The sequence below is a fragment of the Stutzerimonas sp. FeSN7 genome (genome assembly GCF_030263795.1).
Classification (GTDB): domain Bacteria; phylum Pseudomonadota; class Gammaproteobacteria; order Pseudomonadales; family Pseudomonadaceae; genus Stutzerimonas; species Stutzerimonas stutzeri.
In genome coordinates, this window is sequence record NZ_JARPMN010000001.1 from 1,559,365 (window position 1) to 1,573,459 (window position 14,095).

Consider the following 14,095-nt stretch of genomic DNA (forward strand, 5'->3'; position numbering starts at 1 on the left):
TCCTCCGCGGTGGATTCGTTCTTGTTATGAGCTGTCGCCGGTGATGCGATCAGTAGACGTTGTTCTTCTTCCAGAGGTCGTCGTCGTCGAATGCCTTCATGCCTTCGGCCAGCTCGCTCGACTCGTCGGCCTTGGGCACCTCGTTCTTCAGCACCAGTGCGTTGGCATGCTCCAGCAGGGCCTCCAGCTGTTTCAGTTGAGCCTGGTAAGGCGCCGGTGCCGGCTGCCGTCGAATGTGCTGAACGCCTCGTTCGAAGGCCAGGCGTGCACGCTGCGGCTGGTTCTGCTGCAACGCCTGCTTGCCCAGGTTGGTGAAGAACTCGATATGCAGGATGGCCAGCATCCGCTGGATATCCTGTACCCAGCGCTTGGCCTCGGCTTGTTCCAGGAGGCCTTCCTTGGTGGCGCGCACGATCTGGGCGTGGAGATCCTCGAGCATGAAGCGGCTCTCCTTGGCCTGGGCCTCGGTGAGGATCTGCCGGGGCGGATTGCGCACTTCGATCGCCTCACCCTTCGCCACGTCTGCGCGCAATGTCTGAAGGCGGGCTGCCAGTTTGTCGTTGCCCTTGTCCAGCGGCTGCAGGCGCTCGCTGAGCGCCAGCTCGAGGCGGGTGAGCAACAGCTTCAGGGCCGGGGTCATCATCTGCCCGGGCAGGCCGTCAGAAAGATCGGCGCAGCGGCGGCAGCGGTCGGTCAGCTCGGCGCGCTTGCGGGCCTTTTCCAGATTGCCTTTTTCGACGATCTGTATGGAGTAGACGATGATGACCAGAACGAGCAAACCGGCCAGGATCAATCCCGTGATCATTAGTGGGGACACTTGACTACCTCTCGAGCCGCTGGCTTTTCGTCTGAGTGTAGTGGCTTGATGATGTGGCCGATAGCTCCAGCTGCCGCACGGTGATGCTGCGAAATTTTTTTTAAAACTATGCTTGACGACCTTCGGAGGCCTCCATAGAATGCGCGCCACTTGCAGCGTGAAGCGCCAAACAGAGCGCTGCAAGCCGGAAGTAAGCTGTAGTTTCCGGGCAGCGTCCCCTTCGTCTAGTGGCCTAGGACACCGCCCTTTCACGGCGGTAACAGGGGTTCGAGTCCCCTAGGGGACGCCACTTTTTGTTGTAGATACGCGGGAATAGCTCAGTTGGTAGAGCACGACCTTGCCAAGGTCGGGGTCGCGAGTTCGAGTCTCGTTTCCCGCTCCAAATTCTCTTCGCGGCTTCTCCAGGCTTGCGAGGAATCAAAAAAGCGACCTAAGGGTCGCTTTTTTCGTTTTGCGTTCTCGACATTCACCGGGATAGTGTCAACGGTTCGCTACGGCCCAGGCCGGCGTGCTCGCCGAGGCTTGCGGTATCGATCGGTCGACAGCGGCTTGCTTCAGGTGTACTTGGTGAAAATGCTGCGCACGCGTTCCAGGGTCTCGCCGGTATCCTGGGTCTGATCCTGCAGCGCTTCCTCGATCAGGCACGTCAGCATCAGCCGGTAGGCCTTGTCCAACGCACTGCGCGCAGCGGAGAACTGTTGAGCGATCGCTTCACAATCCTCCCCGCGTCTGATCATCGCCTGAATGCCGCGCACCTGCCCCTCGACTCGCGCGAGCCGTTTCAGCATGGCCTGCTGCTGAGTCTGCAGTTCCGCGGATTCAGCGGCAGTGGTCTGGTCATTCATGCGTTTACCTCGAGATCACGAAAGAAGAACTGGCGGGTGTTCCGGTCGCTTGGCCGAGTGGCCTGTATACGGGTAGGGGCATGCTAACGATGACCGCGGGCACGGCCAACTTCTTTCGCTGACGGCTTGTCTTACATTATATAAAAACATATATTGTATTCATCTTAATCGTATTGTTGACCGTCTCATGACGCCCGAGCTGGACATCGAACAGCTGCGAGCCAATGCAGCTTCCGCCGGCGCCTTGCTCAAGGCCCTGGCCAACCCGGATCGCCTGCTGCTGCTCTGTCAGCTGTCGCAAGGCGAGCGCAACGTCTCCGAGCTGGAACAGCTGCTGGGTATTCAGCAGCCCACATTGTCGCAGCAACTGGCTGTGCTGCGGCGCGAGGGGCTCGTTGCGACTCTCCGTGAAGGCAAGCAGATCCACTATCGAATCAGCAGCCCTGAGGCGCTGGCGGTGATCACGACCCTGTATCAGCTGTTCTGCGAGAGAGGTCAGGCATGACGATCGATTGGATCAATTTCACGCCCTGGACGGCGCTGGCCGGTGGCGTCCTGATTGGCGCGGCTGCCGGCCTGTTCGTTGTGCTCAACGGGCGTATCGCCGGAATAAGCGGTTTGCTTGCGAGCCTGCTCGAACGAGGTGCCGAAGGGCGCGGAGAGAAAGCGCTGTTTCTTCTCGGCATCCTGTTGGCACCACTGTGCTGGTTGCTGATGGCCGAGTTGCCCGGAGCGGAATTCCAGACCAATTGGCTGGGGCTGCTGGCTGCCGGGCTGCTGGTGGGTATCGGCACCCGCTACGGTTCCGGCTGCACCAGTGGTCATGGGGTCTGCGGGATCTCGCGACTGTCGCCTCGCTCCGTCGTCGCCACCTTGGCGTTCATGGCTGCCGGCTTCGCCACGGTCTTCGTGCTGCGTCATCTGCTGGGAGGTTGAACATGCGCAAGTTGACGTCATTCGCCGCCGGGCTGCTGTTCGGGATGGGGCTGCTCCTCTCCGGCATGACCAATCCGGCCAAGGTCATCGGTTTTCTCGATCTCGCCGGTGCCTGGGATCCCTCGCTGGCGCTGGTGATGGTCGGTGCCATCGCAACGGCAGTGCTGCCTTTTACCTGGGCGAAGGCGCGCACCCGTTCGCTGCTCGACGCGCCGATGCAGTTGCCGGCCAAGCGGGAGCTGGATGGTCGTCTGATCGGGGGCAGTCTGTTGTTCGGGGTGGGGTGGGGCGTCGCCGGGATCTGCCCCGGGCCGTCGATCGCGATGCTGTTGGGCGGGCACTGGCAGGTCGTTGTGTTCGTGCTCGCCATGCTCGCTGGAATGCTGTTGTTCTCTGCGCTGGAACGCCGGCGCGCTTGCTGACCGGGAGGTCATTATGAAAGCCAATGTTGGAACCATTGATCGGACACTGCGCATCATCGTCGGCCTGGCGCTGATCGCCCTGAGCCTGGTCGGCGTGATCGGCGTCTGGGGCTGGATCGGCCTGCTGCCGCTGGCCACGGGTATTTTCCGTTTCTGTCCGGCTTACACGCTGCTCGGCATCAAGACGTGCAAGAGCTGCAGCGCCAAATCCTGACGTGCGTTTGAAAAGAGGCCGACGATCATGTCGGCCTCTTCTTTTTTATCGAGGATGCCGAGCTAGTCGAAGCTCGGCAGGCTCGGCTTGACGACGGGCTTGTGCGCGGCGGTCCAGGCATCGAAACCACCGGCGATCGATTTCACCTGCAAATAACCCATGTCCTGCAGCGCTACTGCCGCCAGGGCAGCACGTCCGCTGGTCTTGCAGTAGAGGACGATGTTCATGTCCCGCGCGGCGAGTTCCGGGGTGGCGCTCAGCTTGAATTCCAGAACGCCCCGGGGAATGTTCAGCGCACCGTTTATATGGCCTTCGCGGTACTCGTCCGCCTCGCGGACATCGATCAGCACATCCGCTGCCTGAATCGCTGCCTCGGCGTCAGCGAGCGGTATTTCCTGGATGTGGCGCCGGGCCTGTTCGACGAGTTCGTGTGCGTTCTTCATCCTGCGTTCTCCTTGATGCTGGCAAAGCGTTCACGCGGCCGTTCGAGTGCGTGAAAGGTGGTATCCGGGTCCAGTGCAAGCAGCGCCTCGTACTGGCTGATGAAAACCTGGCCGCCGAAGTCAGAGAGGAAATTGCTGTGGCGCAGTCGATCCATGACCGGTCCTTTGACTTCGGACAGATGCAGCTGGATGCCGGCGGCGTGCAGTCGTGCCGTGATGGCCTCTAGGCTCTCCAGCGCACTGGCATCGATGAGGTTGACGCCGGGACACATCAGCACCAGGTGTTCGGCCTGCGGATGACGGCCGATCAGCTCGGCGATGCGGTCTTCGAGAAAGCGCGCGTTGGGAAAATAGAGGCTCTCGTCGACCCGTACCGAGAGGACACGGGGGCTCTGTACCACGGCGAAACGCTCGACGTTGCGGAAATGTTCGCTGCCCGGCAGCTGCCCGACCACGGCGATATGTGGCTGGCTGGTGCGCCAGAGAAAGAGCAACAGCGACAGGCCGACACCCAGGAGAATGCCGCTCTCCACACCAATCAGCAGCACGCCGAGCATGGTCGCGGCCATCGCGGCGGCGTCCTGTCGGGAGTAGCGCCATGTGCGCCTGAGTGCGGAGAGGTCCACCAGGCTGAGCACGGCGACGATGATCGTCGCGGCCAGCACTGCGTGAGGCAGGTTGTGGAATAGCGGAGTGAACAGCAGCACGGTAATGCCGATGCCCAGGGCGGTGAGGGCGCCGGCCAGCGGCGTCTGCGCGCCGGCGTCGAAATTGACCACCGAGCGGGCGAAACCGCCGGTCACCGGAAAGCCGCCACTGAGGGCCGCGGCGACATTGGCGCCGCCGAGCGCAACCAGTTCCTGATTGGGCTCGATGCGTTCGCGACGCTTGGCTGCCAAGGTTTGCGCCACCGACACCGACTCGACGAAGCCGACCAGGCTGATCAGCACCGCCGCAGGCAACAGCTGCAGGACCAGTGACGGGTCCAGCATTGGCAGACTCAGCGAGGGCAGGCCGCGCGGTACTTCGCCGACGACCCGCACGCCGACATCGGCAAGCCCGAAGGCGCTGACCGCCGCGATGGCCAGTAGCAGGGCGGCGACCGGGCCGATCTTGGTCAGCGTGCCGGCAATATGCGGGCTCATGCCCAGATGCTGCAGCCAGGTGGAGAGCCGGCTGCGGACCAGATAGAGGAACAACAGGCTGCTGCCACCGATGGCGAGCGTCGGCAGATGCGCCCCGGGCAGCGCCGTGAGCAGCGCGGCAAGCAGCTGCACGGCGTTCTCGCCGCCGATCGAGATGCCGAGGATGTGCTTGAGCTGGCCGAGGGCGATGAGAATGCCCGACGCGCTGATGAAGCCGGAAATCACCGGATGGCTGAGGAAGTTCGCCAGGAAGCCCAGGCGCAGCACCGCCATGAGCAGCAGCACCGCGCCGGAAAGCAGCGCCAGCAACATGGCCGCTGCGGCGTATTCCGCGCTGCCCGGGGAGAACAGCGGCCCGAGAGCGGCGGCGGTCATCAGCGAAACCACCGCTACCGGGCCGACCGCCAGGGTGCGGCTGGTGCCGAACAGCGTATAGGCGATCAGTGGCAGCATGCTGGCGTACAGGCCGGTCACCGGCGGCAGGCCGGCGAGCATGGCGTAGGCCAGGCTCTGCGGGATCAGCATCAATGTCACGATCAGTGCGGCCAGACTGTCCTTCGTCGCGGCCGCGCGATCGTAGTGCCTGGCCCACGCCAGCATGGGTAGATAGCGGGCCAGGCGCTGCTTCATCCCTTCTTCTCCTGAGTGAAGTCGCAGGCGTTGCGTGCCTCGGTCGAGCGCGGTTCGAAGTCCAGATGCTTCGGTTCGGCCAGCCACTCATGCCCCTTGAGCATCATGTCGAAGTAGATCGAGGGCATCCATTGCGTCTTCAGCTTCCAGGCCAGCCGCCGCGGCACCTTCGGGTCGAGAGGGAAGGTCGGCAGCAGCTTTCCGCCGTAGCCGAACTCGGCGAGGATCACCTTGCCGTACTCCACGGTCAGCGGGCAGGAACCGTAGCCGTCGTAGAGCGCCCGGGGGCCGCTGCCCTTGAGTACGCTCAACACGTTCTCGGCGACCACCGGTGCCTGCTTGCGGACCGCCGCGGCGGTCTTCGCGTTGGGCGCGGAGCAGACGTCGCCAAGGCTGAAGATATTGCCGAAGCGCGGATGCCGCAGCGTCTCGTGCTCGGCCTCGAACCAGCCGTCGGCGTTGGCCAGGGCGCTGTGGCGGATGAAGTCCGGTGCGTGCTGCGGCGGCACCAGGTGCAGCAGATCGAAGTCCCGCTCCACCGTGCTGTGCTGTCCGGCGCCGTCGGTGACCTTGAACCAGGCCTTGTGCGCGGGGCCGTCCACCGCCACCAGGGAGTGGTTGAAGTTCAGTCGGGCACCGTAACGTTCGACGTACTGCATCAGCGCGGGTACGAATTCCGCAACGCCGAACAGCACTGCACCCGCTGAGCAGAAGTCGACCTCGATATCCTTCAGTACGCCTTGCTGGCGCCAGTGATCGCAGGACAGGTACATGGCCTTCTGCGGTGCGCCGGCACACTTGATCGGCATGGGTGGCTGGGTGAACAGCGCCTTGCCGCCGCGCAGGTTCTGCACCAGCTGCCAGGTGTAGGGTGCGAGCTCGAAGGCGTAGTTGGAGGTCACGCCGAATTTGCCGAGGCTGTCGCGGGCGCCTTCGATGGCGTCCCAGTCGAGGCTCAGGCCCGGGCAGACCACCAGGGCACGATAGCCGATGCGGCTGCCGTCCTCGAGGACCACCTGCTGGTGCTCGGGTTCGAAGGCCTCTGCGGCTGCGCGAATCCACTGTGCCCTGGACGGAATGCAGCGGCTCATCGCGCGCTCGGTATTGGCACGGTCGAACACGCCGGCCCCCACCAGCGTCCAGCCGGGCTGGTAGTAGTGCTGGTCACGCGGTTCGATGAGGGCGATGCGCAGTTCGGGGGCGCGCTTGAGCAGGCTGGCAGTCACTGCGCAGCCGGCCGCGCCAGCGCCGATCACCAGAACGTCGTAACGCGGTGTGGCGGCAAAGGTCGAGGCGGCCGGAAGCGGCTGGTCGATGATCGACTGCCAGTACTGCTGCATGCGCGGCAGCAGGCCGCTGAGGTCGTAGCTGGCCTGCTGGGCAGTTTGCAGCAGCACCTGTGGGTCGAGATGGTGTGCCTCGGCCAGCGCCCAGAGTGAGGCCGAACGGGTACCGGTGCGGCAGAAGGCCAAGGCCGGGCCCTTGATCCGTTCCAGCAGCGCTCGGAAGGCCGCAACGTCAGCTTCGGTGATCTGTCCGGATACCACCGGGAGATGGTGATACTCCAGGCCGGACGCCTCGGCAGCGGCGCGCATGGCCTCGCTCGACGGCTGGTTCTCGCCCTCATTGTCCGGACGGTTGTTGATGACGCAGCGGAAGCCATTGCTGGCCAGCAGTGCCATGTCGGTCGGTTGCAGCTGGGCCGCGACGGAGAGAAAAGGGGTCAGTCGTTTTATTGTTTGCATGTCGACGTCCTCCGCATTCGGGGGTTACAGCACGTCCAGGGGGATCTTCAGGTAGCGCGTCCCGTTGCTTTCGGGCTCGGGCAGTTCGCCGCCGCGCATGTTGATCTGCACCGAAGGCAGGATCAGGGTGGGCATGCCCAGCGTGGCATCGCGTGCGGTGCGCATGGCGACGAACTGCTCCTCGCTGATACCGCTGTGGATATGCACGTTGTGCTCGCGCTCGGCGGCGATGGTGGTCTCGTAGAGAAACTCCTCGCGCCCGGGCGCCTTGTAGTCATGGCACATGAACACCCGGGTCTCGCCTGGCAGGGTGAACAGCTTCTGGATCGACTGGTACAGGGTGCGCGCGTCGCCGCCGGGAAAATCGCAGCGGGCGGTGCCGTAGTCGGGCATGAACAGGGTGTCACCGACGAAGGCGGCGTCACCTATGACGTAGGTCATGCAGGCCGGGGTGTGGCCCGGGGTGTGGAGGGCGCGGGCCTGCACGTTGCCGACCTGGAAGCGGTCGCCGTCGTGGAACAGGTGATCGAACTGACGGCCATCGGTGGCGAACCCGCTGCCTGCGTTGAACAGCTTGCCGAAGGTGTCCTGCACCACGGTGATGCGATCACCGATCGCCAGTTTGCCGCCCAGTTGCTGCTTGAGATAGGGCGCCGCGCTCAGATGGTCGGCGTGCACATGGGTTTCCAGCAGCCACTGCACCCGCAGGTCCTGGTTGCGCACGTAGTCGACCAGGCGCTGCGCGCTTGCATGGGAGGTGCGGCCGGATGCCGGGTCGTAGTCCAGCACCGAGTCGATCACCGCGCACTGGCGCGTTTCCGGGTCGCTGACCACGTAGCTGTAGGTAAAGGTCGCGGGATCGAAGAAGGCTTCGACGTGGGCATTCATGGCGCGGGGCTCCTCTTCAGATTGAATACCGGTGGGGGTATATGTCCGGAGAGATCTTAGCCCTGAATTAGGTTATATGCTTAGATTTATTGGTTATTAGTGAAAGCCGCGAAATTCGTCCGGACGACCCGGCACAACGGCTCGCTGGGCTGCCGCTGAGTTCAGCTTGCAAGCGGGTTGGCGGCATCGCTGACGATGCGGCCGTCGACCAGCTGGATGGTGCGCTCGCAGTCTGCGGCGAGTCGCGGATCGTGAGTGACAACCAGGATGGCGCAGCCGAACTGGGCGTTCAGGCGGTGGAACAGCTCGAACACGCTTTGCGCGGTGCGCGTATCGAGATTGCCGGTCGGCTCGTCTGCCAGCAGCAGCGGTGGACGGGTCACGAGCGCACGGGCAATGGCGACCCGCTGCTGCTGGCCACCAGAGATCTGCATGGGTTTCTTGTCGGCGAACGGGCCGAGGCCGACCTCCTCGAGCAGGGCGCGCGCCAGGTCGGTCTCCGCCCGGGAGGGTTTGCCGTGGCGGATCATCAGCGGCATCAGCACGTTCTCCAGCACGCTGAACGCAGAGATCAGGTGATGGAACTGAAACACGAAGCCGATCGCCTGATTGCGCAGCTGCGTGCGCGCTTCGTCGTCGCTGTCGCGTGTCGCCTGGCCGAGTACATACAGCTCGCCGGAGCTGGGCGTATCCAGCAGGCCGATCAGGTTCAGCAGAGTGCTCTTGCCGGAGCCGGACGGGCCGACCAGCGCGGCCAGCTCGCCGCGCCGAAGCTGCAGGTCGATGCCGTGCAGCACTTCGGTCTCCAGGGGTGTGCCGATGTTGAAGGCCTTGCGCACCCGTTCCAGGCGCAGGACTTCCTCGGCAGGGGCCATTGGTGCGCGTTCACACATAGCGGATCGCCACCGCCGGGTCGTAACGCGCCGCACGTCGCGCGGGCATCGCCGCCGCCAGCACGCCGGTGACCGTCGCCACCAGCATGGCCAGCGGCACCAGCGTGGGGTCGACCGGAATGATGAACAGCCGCGGGCCGAACAGGTTGAACACCTGCACCAGTCCCCAGCCGACCAGCCCGCCACAGGCCGAGCCGAACAGCCCGAGCAGCCCGCCCTGCAGCAGGAATACGCGCAGGATCTGCCCGCGCGGGCTGCCCATGGCGCGCAGGATGCCGATCTCGCGGGTACGCTGGACCACACTCACGGCCAGTACGCTGGCGATGCCGAAGGCCACCGAGATGCCGACGAACACACGGATCATCTCGGTGGTCATGCTTTGCGAGCTGAGCGCGTTGAGCAGCTGGCCGTTGGTTTCCATCCAGCTTTCGGCGCGCAATCCGGTCAGGCGCGCCAGTCGCCTGGCAACTTCGTCGGCCTGGAAGATTTCGGCGACCGTGGTATCGATCACTGTCACGCCGCCGGGCAGGTCGAGCAGCGTCTGCGCCTGCTTGAGGTCGAGATAGACGTAGCGCGCGTCCAACTCGCGCACGCCCAGCTCGAAGATGCCGGCGATGTCGACGACCGCTTCGCGGCCTTTGCCGGCATCCAGGCGCAGCTTGTCACCGATGCCCAGGCCGAGGTCGCGGGCCAGCTCCTTGCCGATCACTGCGTTGCCCGCACCCACCAGGAAGCGGCCGGCGATCAGGTCGTCGGCCAGCGGGATGATGCGCTGATAACGCGGTGGATCGATGCCCAGCAGCGCCACGGACGCGCGGGCGACGCCGCGCCGGGCGATGGCCGGGCCGCTGATCACCGGCGACACCGCGAGAATCTGCACGTCCTGGTCGAGGACGTCACGCACGTCCTGCCAGTTGATGATCGAACGCAGACGCTGGGCGCGCGGGCTTTCCAATACCAGCGACCAACTGTCGGCGGCGGCTGGAAGCGTGCGGTTGACCTCGTCCGGGGGCAGGATGCGGATGTGGGCCTGGGTGCCGAGGGTTCGTTGGATGACGTTGGCCTGCAAGCCGGTGATCAGGGCGGTAATGAAGACGATCACCGCCGAACCGACGGCGATGCCGAAGGTGATCAGCAGCGTCTGCATGCGGTTGTCCAGCAGGAAGCGCAGGGCGATCTTCCATTCGGTCCACAGCGAATCGGCCAGGCGCATGCGCTCAGTCCTGGCTGCCGCTGGGGATGGGTTGTACGCGCGGCCGCACGCGCTGGCCTTCTTCGGCGTCGCCGATCAGCACCAGATCGCCGGCCTCCAGCCCCTCGCTGATCTCGCTGAGCGCCGTGCCCAGCATTCCCAGTCGCACACCGACGCGCTCGACCACGCCATCGCGCACCCGTAGCACCTGGGCGCGCGACCCGTCGCGGGCGCGCAGTGCATCATTGGGCAGCACCAGTGCCTGCTCGCGCCGGCCTGTCTCGATGTTCACCGACACCGTCATGCCCTGGCGGAGAAAGGCGGCCGGCTCCTGCAGGTCCAGATGGACATCGATGGTGCCGCGCGCCGTATCCACGCTCGGTGCGATGAAGCTCACCTTCGCCGTCAGCACGCGGTCCGGATAGGCGTCGGCGATGATCCGGGCGCTCTGCCCGTGCTCGATCGGTGCCAGGCTCTTCTCGTCGAGGGGCAAGAGGATTTCGCTGCTGCCGGAGCGGGCGATGGTCAGCAGTGTGCGGCCCGGCTGAACCAGGTCGCCCGGCTCGACGTCGCGCGACTGCACGATGCCGTCGACCTGGGCGTGAATACGGGTTCGGGCCAGGTTCGCACGGGCGACCTCCAGACGCTGCCGCAGGACCTGTTCCTCGCTGCCACCTTCGGCCAGCGCTGCGGCGGCGAAGCGGGCGCGATCACGCACTACGCGTGCGGTCAGCTCCGCGCGGCGCGCCTGCTCCAGCGGCTCGGAAGCCAGCAGCTTGCGCTCGAACAGCGTTTCGCGGCGCTGCAGCTCGCGGCTGGCCTGTTCCAGATTGTGTTGTGCCTCGCGCAGGGTGGCCTGCGCCTGCGGTCGAGTGGAATCGATGAGCTGCTGCAGCGCCGCTTCGGCCTCGCGCAGGCGCGCGCGCTGTTCGTCGTCGCGCAGTTCCAGCAGCAGATCGCCGGCGTTCACCGCGTCGCCTTCCCGCACATGGCGTGCAGCAACCACGCCGGTGATTTCGCTGCCGACCTGCGCCAGCGACTGGCTGTCCACTTCACCACTGGCCACTACGCGCTGCACCAGTGGGCGAGCCTCCAGACGGTAGGCCGGCAGTTCCGGGCCCTGCAGCTGGCGCCAGATCAGCCAGCCGCCAAGCGCCAGTAGCGCAATGGCCAGGATAACTAGACGGCGGATGGATCTTACGGCAGGCACGACGGACCACTCCCTGATACGGCCCGTGACGGCCATCGAAACGGTGCAAGCTTACGGACATCCTCGGCGTGCTTACAACGCGCGCTGCAAGCGACACGATGTCCTGCGCCTATCGTAACCATAGCCTCTGGCATGGGGCAGGTCGGAGTACACTGGGGCACCCGCATCGAGGATCCCGAATATCATGGCGTCCACCGTCCAGAGCCCTGCTGCCACCCTGCGTTCCGCCTGGCTTGCGCAAGCCCAGGCCAATCCCTGGATCACCATCGGCCTGGCCGCAACGGCAGTCGCCGTCCTGCTGCTGTTGCTGGCCGGAGCGGTCAATGCATTCCAGAGCAGCGCGGCGAGCAACGTTCGCTACGCATTGCTGGGCGGCAGTGCCGGGTTTGTTGCGACGGCGTTCGGCGCCTTTCTGGCGATCGGGCTCCGCGACATCTCCACCCGCACACAGGACAGCATGCTCGGCTTCGCCGCCGGCATGATGCTCGCGGCGAGTGCCTTTTCACTGATTCTGCCGGGGCTCGCAGCGGGCCGTGAGCTGTTCGGCAACGGTCCGGCCGCTGCCGCGACCGTTGTGGCCGGTCTCGGTCTGGGCGTGCTGCTGATGCTGGGGCTGGACTACTTCACGCCCCACGAGCACGAGAGCACCGGGCCGTGTGGGCCTGAATGCGAACGTCTGAACCGGGTCTGGCTGTTCGTGCTCGCCATTGCGCTGCACAACATTCCCGAAGGCATGGCCATCGGCGTCAGTTTCGCCAACGGCGACATGAGCGTTGGTCTGCCGCTGACCACCGCCATATCCATCCAGGACATTCCCGAAGGCCTCGCGGTGGCCCTGGCACTGCGCACCACCGGGCTGTCCGCGCTGGCGTCGGTGCTGGTCGCCGCGGCGTCCGGGTTGATGGAACCGATCGGGGCACTGGTGGGCATCGGCATGTCCAGCGGTTTCGCCATCGCCTATCCCGTCAGCCTGGGCCTGGCCGCCGGCGCAATGATCTTCGTGGTATCCCACGAGGTGATTCCCGAGACTCACAGCAACGGCCATCAGACCCCGGCGACGCTCGGCCTGATGGTTGGCTTCGCGGTCATGATGTTCCTGGATACCGCGTTGGGCTGATGCCTCAGGGTTTGTCTGGCTCGGTCTGCATCACCAGCTCGACGCGGCGGTTGCTGGCGCGCCCGCGCTCGTCAGCATTGTCGGCGAGCGGTCGGGTGTCGGCGTAGCCGGTGGCGCTCAGACGCGTCGCTTCGATGCCTGCCAGCTGCAGGTAGCGCACCACGCTGCTGGCGCGGCTGGCGGAGAGCTCCCAGTTGGAAGGAAAGCGCTCGGTCTGGATCGGCAGGTTGTCGGTATGCCCTTCAACGACGATGCGAAAGGCGTTCGCCGCCAGCGTCGGCACCAACCGGTCGATCACTTCCAGCCCGGCATCCTCCAGTTCGGCTCGTCCGGAGCCGAAGAGTATCTCGCTGCTGATGCGGAAGCTGATGCTGCCTTCGTTGACGATGACCTGGATGTCATCGCCCAGCGCCATGCCTGGCGTCGTCGGCATGCTCTCTTGCGGGTCATCCGGTTGCGCATCGGCGGCGGGCGTCGGCACTGGTGCGATCGACGGAATCGGTGCGGCGGGAGCCGGCAGCGCCACGCCCAGTTCGCCGGCCGCGAACATGGCCGAGGCGGCGGGGTCGTTCTGCTCGCCGTCGCCCTTGCCGGCCAGCGCGAGCATGATGACCAGCATCACCAGCAGCAGCGTCAGCATATCCAGATAGGTGATCAGCCAGGCTTCCTGCTCTTCTTCCCGCTGCGGCTCGATATGCCAGCGGGAGAAGCGGCTGCCCTGGGATGCTTGCCCGTTCACCGTCAGTCTTCCTGCGGTCTGACGCGCGGCGCCGCAGGCGTACCGTCGCGGATTTCATCGTCGTGGTGGGCGATGAACGATTTCAGCGTCTCGCGCATGTACGCCGGGCTGCGGCGGTTGCACATCATCGAAATGCCTTGCATCACCAGGTTCATCAGGGCGACCCGCTGCTCGGTACGCCGCTCCAGCTTCACCGCCACCGGCTTGAGAATGAGATTGGCCAGCAGCACACCGTAGAAGGTGGTCATCAGCGCAACGGCCAGGCTGCGACCGATCAGGTCCATGTCACCGCTGCCGAGCATGAACATCAGGTTGATCAGGCCCACCAGCGTGCCGATCATGCCGAACGCTGGCGCATAGCTGGCCATCGCGCGGAACAGCTGCGCCTCGGCGTTCTCCCGTGCGCGTAGCCGGGCGATCCGCCATTGCAGCACCTCCAGAATGTCCTCCTCCGGGGTGTTGTCGATCACCAGCTGCACGCCGGTACGCAGGAAAGGATTGCTGACCTGTTCGACAGCCTTTTCCACCGCGGGCAGATCGCCGCTGATCCACAGCCGCGAAATCTGCACCAGCTCGTCGAGATCCTGACGGGTGTACAGTCGCTCATTGCGCAGCACGGTCCAGAGCAAACCGAATACCCGAGTGACTTCGCGCAACGGATAACTGATGAAGGTGGCAGCCAGAGTGCCGACCAGCACGATGCCGAGGCTGGGCAGGTCGATGAAGAGCGCCGGTTCCTTGGCCGCGAAAAGCAGGACGACCGCCAGCAGGCCGATGCTCGCGACGATGCCGATCAGGGTGGAGGGGTTCATCGGGGCTCCGCTGAGAGGGCTGTTGCAGAAAACGCGGGATGATAACA

16 protein-coding genes and 2 tRNA genes are annotated in these 14,095 nt (G+C 64.9%); 7 read left to right on the plus strand and 11 right to left on the minus strand.

Going from position 1 to position 14,095, the window contains the following annotated elements; translation table 11 throughout:
• Positions 1–49 precede the first annotated feature (49 nt).
• The gene (locus tag P5703_RS07320) at positions 50–817 is read right to left on the minus strand and encodes a hypothetical protein (RefSeq protein WP_230387562.1); all 768 of its coding nucleotides are present in this window, start codon (positions 815–817) and stop codon (positions 50–52) included.
• 213 nt (positions 818–1,030) lie between these two features.
• Between P5703_RS07320 and P5703_RS07325 the strand changes: the two genes are divergently transcribed.
• Together P5703_RS07325 and P5703_RS07330 are read left to right on the plus strand one after the other, a co-directional pair.
• Positions 1,031–1,106 (plus strand) — tRNA-Glu (locus P5703_RS07325).
• A 17-nt stretch (positions 1,107–1,123) separates the two neighbouring features.
• Positions 1,124–1,199, plus strand: a tRNA-Gly gene (locus tag P5703_RS07330).
• 172 nt (positions 1,200–1,371) lie between these two features.
• Here the strand turns inward: P5703_RS07330 and P5703_RS07335 are convergent.
• Entirely contained in the window at positions 1,372–1,662 is a 291-nt protein-coding gene (locus P5703_RS07335) for a metal-sensing transcriptional repressor (protein ID WP_013983149.1), read from the minus strand.
• Positions 1,663–1,849: 187 nt separating this feature from the next.
• Between P5703_RS07335 and P5703_RS07340 the strand changes: the two genes are divergently transcribed.
• Genes P5703_RS07340 through P5703_RS07355 form a run of 4 tightly spaced genes read left to right on the plus strand, consistent with a single transcriptional unit; the run spans position 1,850 to position 3,234 of the window.
• Positions 1,850–2,167 carry an ArsR/SmtB family transcription factor gene (locus P5703_RS07340; protein ID WP_256044033.1) on the plus strand — a complete coding sequence of 106 codons (318 nt, stop codon included), beginning with the start codon at positions 1,850–1,852 and terminating at the stop codon, positions 2,165–2,167.
• Positions 2,164–2,598, plus strand: coding sequence for a YeeE/YedE family protein (locus P5703_RS07345; RefSeq protein WP_106443054.1), 435 nt, complete (start codon positions 2,164–2,166; stop codon positions 2,596–2,598). Before P5703_RS07340 ends, P5703_RS07345 begins: the two co-directional genes overlap by 4 nt.
• A 2-nt stretch (positions 2,599–2,600) precedes the next feature.
• The gene (locus tag P5703_RS07350; protein WP_048328852.1) at positions 2,601–3,020 is read left to right on the plus strand and encodes a DUF6691 family protein; all 420 of its coding nucleotides are present in this window, start codon (positions 2,601–2,603) and stop codon (positions 3,018–3,020) included.
• Positions 3,021–3,033: 13 nt separating this feature from the next.
• On the plus strand, positions 3,034–3,234 hold the full coding sequence (locus P5703_RS07355; RefSeq protein WP_125870348.1) for a YgaP family membrane protein: 201 nt from the start codon (positions 3,034–3,036) through the stop codon (positions 3,232–3,234).
• A gap of 62 nt (positions 3,235–3,296) precedes the next feature.
• Here the strand turns inward: P5703_RS07355 and P5703_RS07360 are convergent, their stop codons facing one another.
• The 7 genes from P5703_RS07360 to P5703_RS07390 form a co-directional block, all read right to left on the minus strand.
• Positions 3,297–3,677, minus strand: a complete 381-nt coding sequence (locus tag P5703_RS07360) for a rhodanese-like domain-containing protein (protein WP_011913639.1) — start codon at positions 3,675–3,677, stop codon at positions 3,297–3,299.
• Positions 3,674–5,452 carry a SulP family inorganic anion transporter gene (locus tag P5703_RS07365; RefSeq protein WP_285585979.1) on the minus strand — a complete coding sequence of 593 codons (1,779 nt, stop codon included), beginning with the start codon at positions 5,450–5,452 and terminating at the stop codon, positions 3,674–3,676. Before P5703_RS07365 ends, P5703_RS07360 begins: the two co-directional genes overlap by 4 nt.
• A complete protein-coding gene (locus P5703_RS07370; RefSeq protein ID WP_285585980.1) occupies positions 5,449–7,197 on the minus strand; it encodes a bifunctional protein tyrosine phosphatase family protein/NAD(P)/FAD-dependent oxidoreductase in 1,749 nt (582 codons plus the stop codon). Before P5703_RS07370 ends, P5703_RS07365 begins: the two co-directional genes overlap by 4 nt.
• A 24-nt stretch (positions 7,198–7,221) precedes the next feature.
• On the minus strand, positions 7,222–8,085 hold the full coding sequence (locus P5703_RS07375) for an MBL fold metallo-hydrolase (RefSeq protein ID WP_045633242.1): 864 nt from the start codon (positions 8,083–8,085) through the stop codon (positions 7,222–7,224).
• Between the two features lie 161 nt (positions 8,086–8,246).
• The gene (locus P5703_RS07380; protein ID WP_126526693.1) at positions 8,247–8,960 is read right to left on the minus strand and encodes an ABC transporter ATP-binding protein; all 714 of its coding nucleotides are present in this window, start codon (positions 8,958–8,960) and stop codon (positions 8,247–8,249) included.
• Between the two features lie 10 nt (positions 8,961–8,970).
• A complete protein-coding gene (locus P5703_RS07385; protein ID WP_285585984.1) occupies positions 8,971–10,191 on the minus strand; it encodes an ABC transporter permease in 1,221 nt (406 codons plus the stop codon).
• Between the two features lie 4 nt (positions 10,192–10,195).
• A complete protein-coding gene (locus tag P5703_RS07390; protein ID WP_285585986.1) occupies positions 10,196–11,380 on the minus strand; it encodes an efflux RND transporter periplasmic adaptor subunit in 1,185 nt (394 codons plus the stop codon).
• 184 nt (positions 11,381–11,564) lie between these two features.
• Here P5703_RS07390 and P5703_RS07395 point away from each other — a divergent pair, with 184 nt between their 5' ends.
• A complete protein-coding gene (locus P5703_RS07395) occupies positions 11,565–12,497 on the plus strand; it encodes a ZIP family metal transporter (RefSeq protein WP_285585988.1) in 933 nt (310 codons plus the stop codon).
• A 4-nt stretch (positions 12,498–12,501) separates the two neighbouring features.
• Here the strand turns inward: P5703_RS07395 and P5703_RS07400 are convergent, their stop codons facing one another.
• Together P5703_RS07400 and P5703_RS07405 are read right to left on the minus strand one after the other, a co-directional pair.
• Positions 12,502–13,236: an OmpA/MotB family protein gene (locus tag P5703_RS07400; protein ID WP_279642866.1), complete on the minus strand. Its 735-nt coding sequence runs from the start codon at positions 13,234–13,236 to the stop codon at positions 12,502–12,504.
• A gap of 2 nt (positions 13,237–13,238) precedes the next feature.
• On the minus strand, positions 13,239–14,048 hold the full coding sequence (locus tag P5703_RS07405) for a motility protein A (RefSeq protein WP_011913630.1): 810 nt from the start codon (positions 14,046–14,048) through the stop codon (positions 13,239–13,241).
• Positions 14,049–14,095: the final 47 nt, after the last annotated feature.

What these genes read in the sequence shown, in the direction of transcription:
- P5703_RS07335 (WP_013983149.1), bottom strand. Translation starts at nt 1,662, where the DNA reads ATGAATGACCAGACCACTGCCGCTGAATCCGCGGAACTGCAGACTCAG.
- P5703_RS07340 (WP_256044033.1), top strand. Translation starts at nt 1,850, where the DNA reads ATGACGCCCGAGCTGGACATCGAACAGCTGCGAGCCAATGCAGCTTCC.
- P5703_RS07345 (WP_106443054.1), top strand. Translation starts at nt 2,164, where the DNA reads ATGACGATCGATTGGATCAATTTCACGCCCTGGACGGCGCTGGCCGGT.
- P5703_RS07350 (WP_048328852.1), top strand. Translation starts at nt 2,601, where the DNA reads ATGCGCAAGTTGACGTCATTCGCCGCCGGGCTGCTGTTCGGGATGGGG.
- P5703_RS07355 (WP_125870348.1), top strand. Translation starts at nt 3,034, where the DNA reads ATGAAAGCCAATGTTGGAACCATTGATCGGACACTGCGCATCATCGTC.
- P5703_RS07360 (WP_011913639.1), bottom strand. Translation starts at nt 3,677, where the DNA reads ATGAAGAACGCACACGAACTCGTCGAACAGGCCCGGCGCCACATCCAG.
- P5703_RS07365 (WP_285585979.1), bottom strand. Translation starts at nt 5,452, where the DNA reads ATGAAGCAGCGCCTGGCCCGCTATCTACCCATGCTGGCGTGGGCCAGG.
- P5703_RS07370 (WP_285585980.1), bottom strand. Translation starts at nt 7,197, where the DNA reads ATGCAAACAATAAAACGACTGACCCCTTTTCTCTCCGTCGCGGCCCAG.
- P5703_RS07375 (WP_045633242.1), bottom strand. Translation starts at nt 8,085, where the DNA reads ATGAATGCCCACGTCGAAGCCTTCTTCGATCCCGCGACCTTTACCTAC.
- P5703_RS07380 (WP_126526693.1), bottom strand. Translation starts at nt 8,960, where the DNA reads ATGGCCCCTGCCGAGGAAGTCCTGCGCCTGGAACGGGTGCGCAAGGCC.
- P5703_RS07385 (WP_285585984.1), bottom strand. Translation starts at nt 10,191, where the DNA reads ATGCGCCTGGCCGATTCGCTGTGGACCGAATGGAAGATCGCCCTGCGC.
- P5703_RS07395 (WP_285585988.1), top strand. Translation starts at nt 11,565, where the DNA reads ATGGCGTCCACCGTCCAGAGCCCTGCTGCCACCCTGCGTTCCGCCTGG.
- P5703_RS07405 (WP_011913630.1), bottom strand. Translation starts at nt 14,048, where the DNA reads ATGAACCCCTCCACCCTGATCGGCATCGTCGCGAGCATCGGCCTGCTG.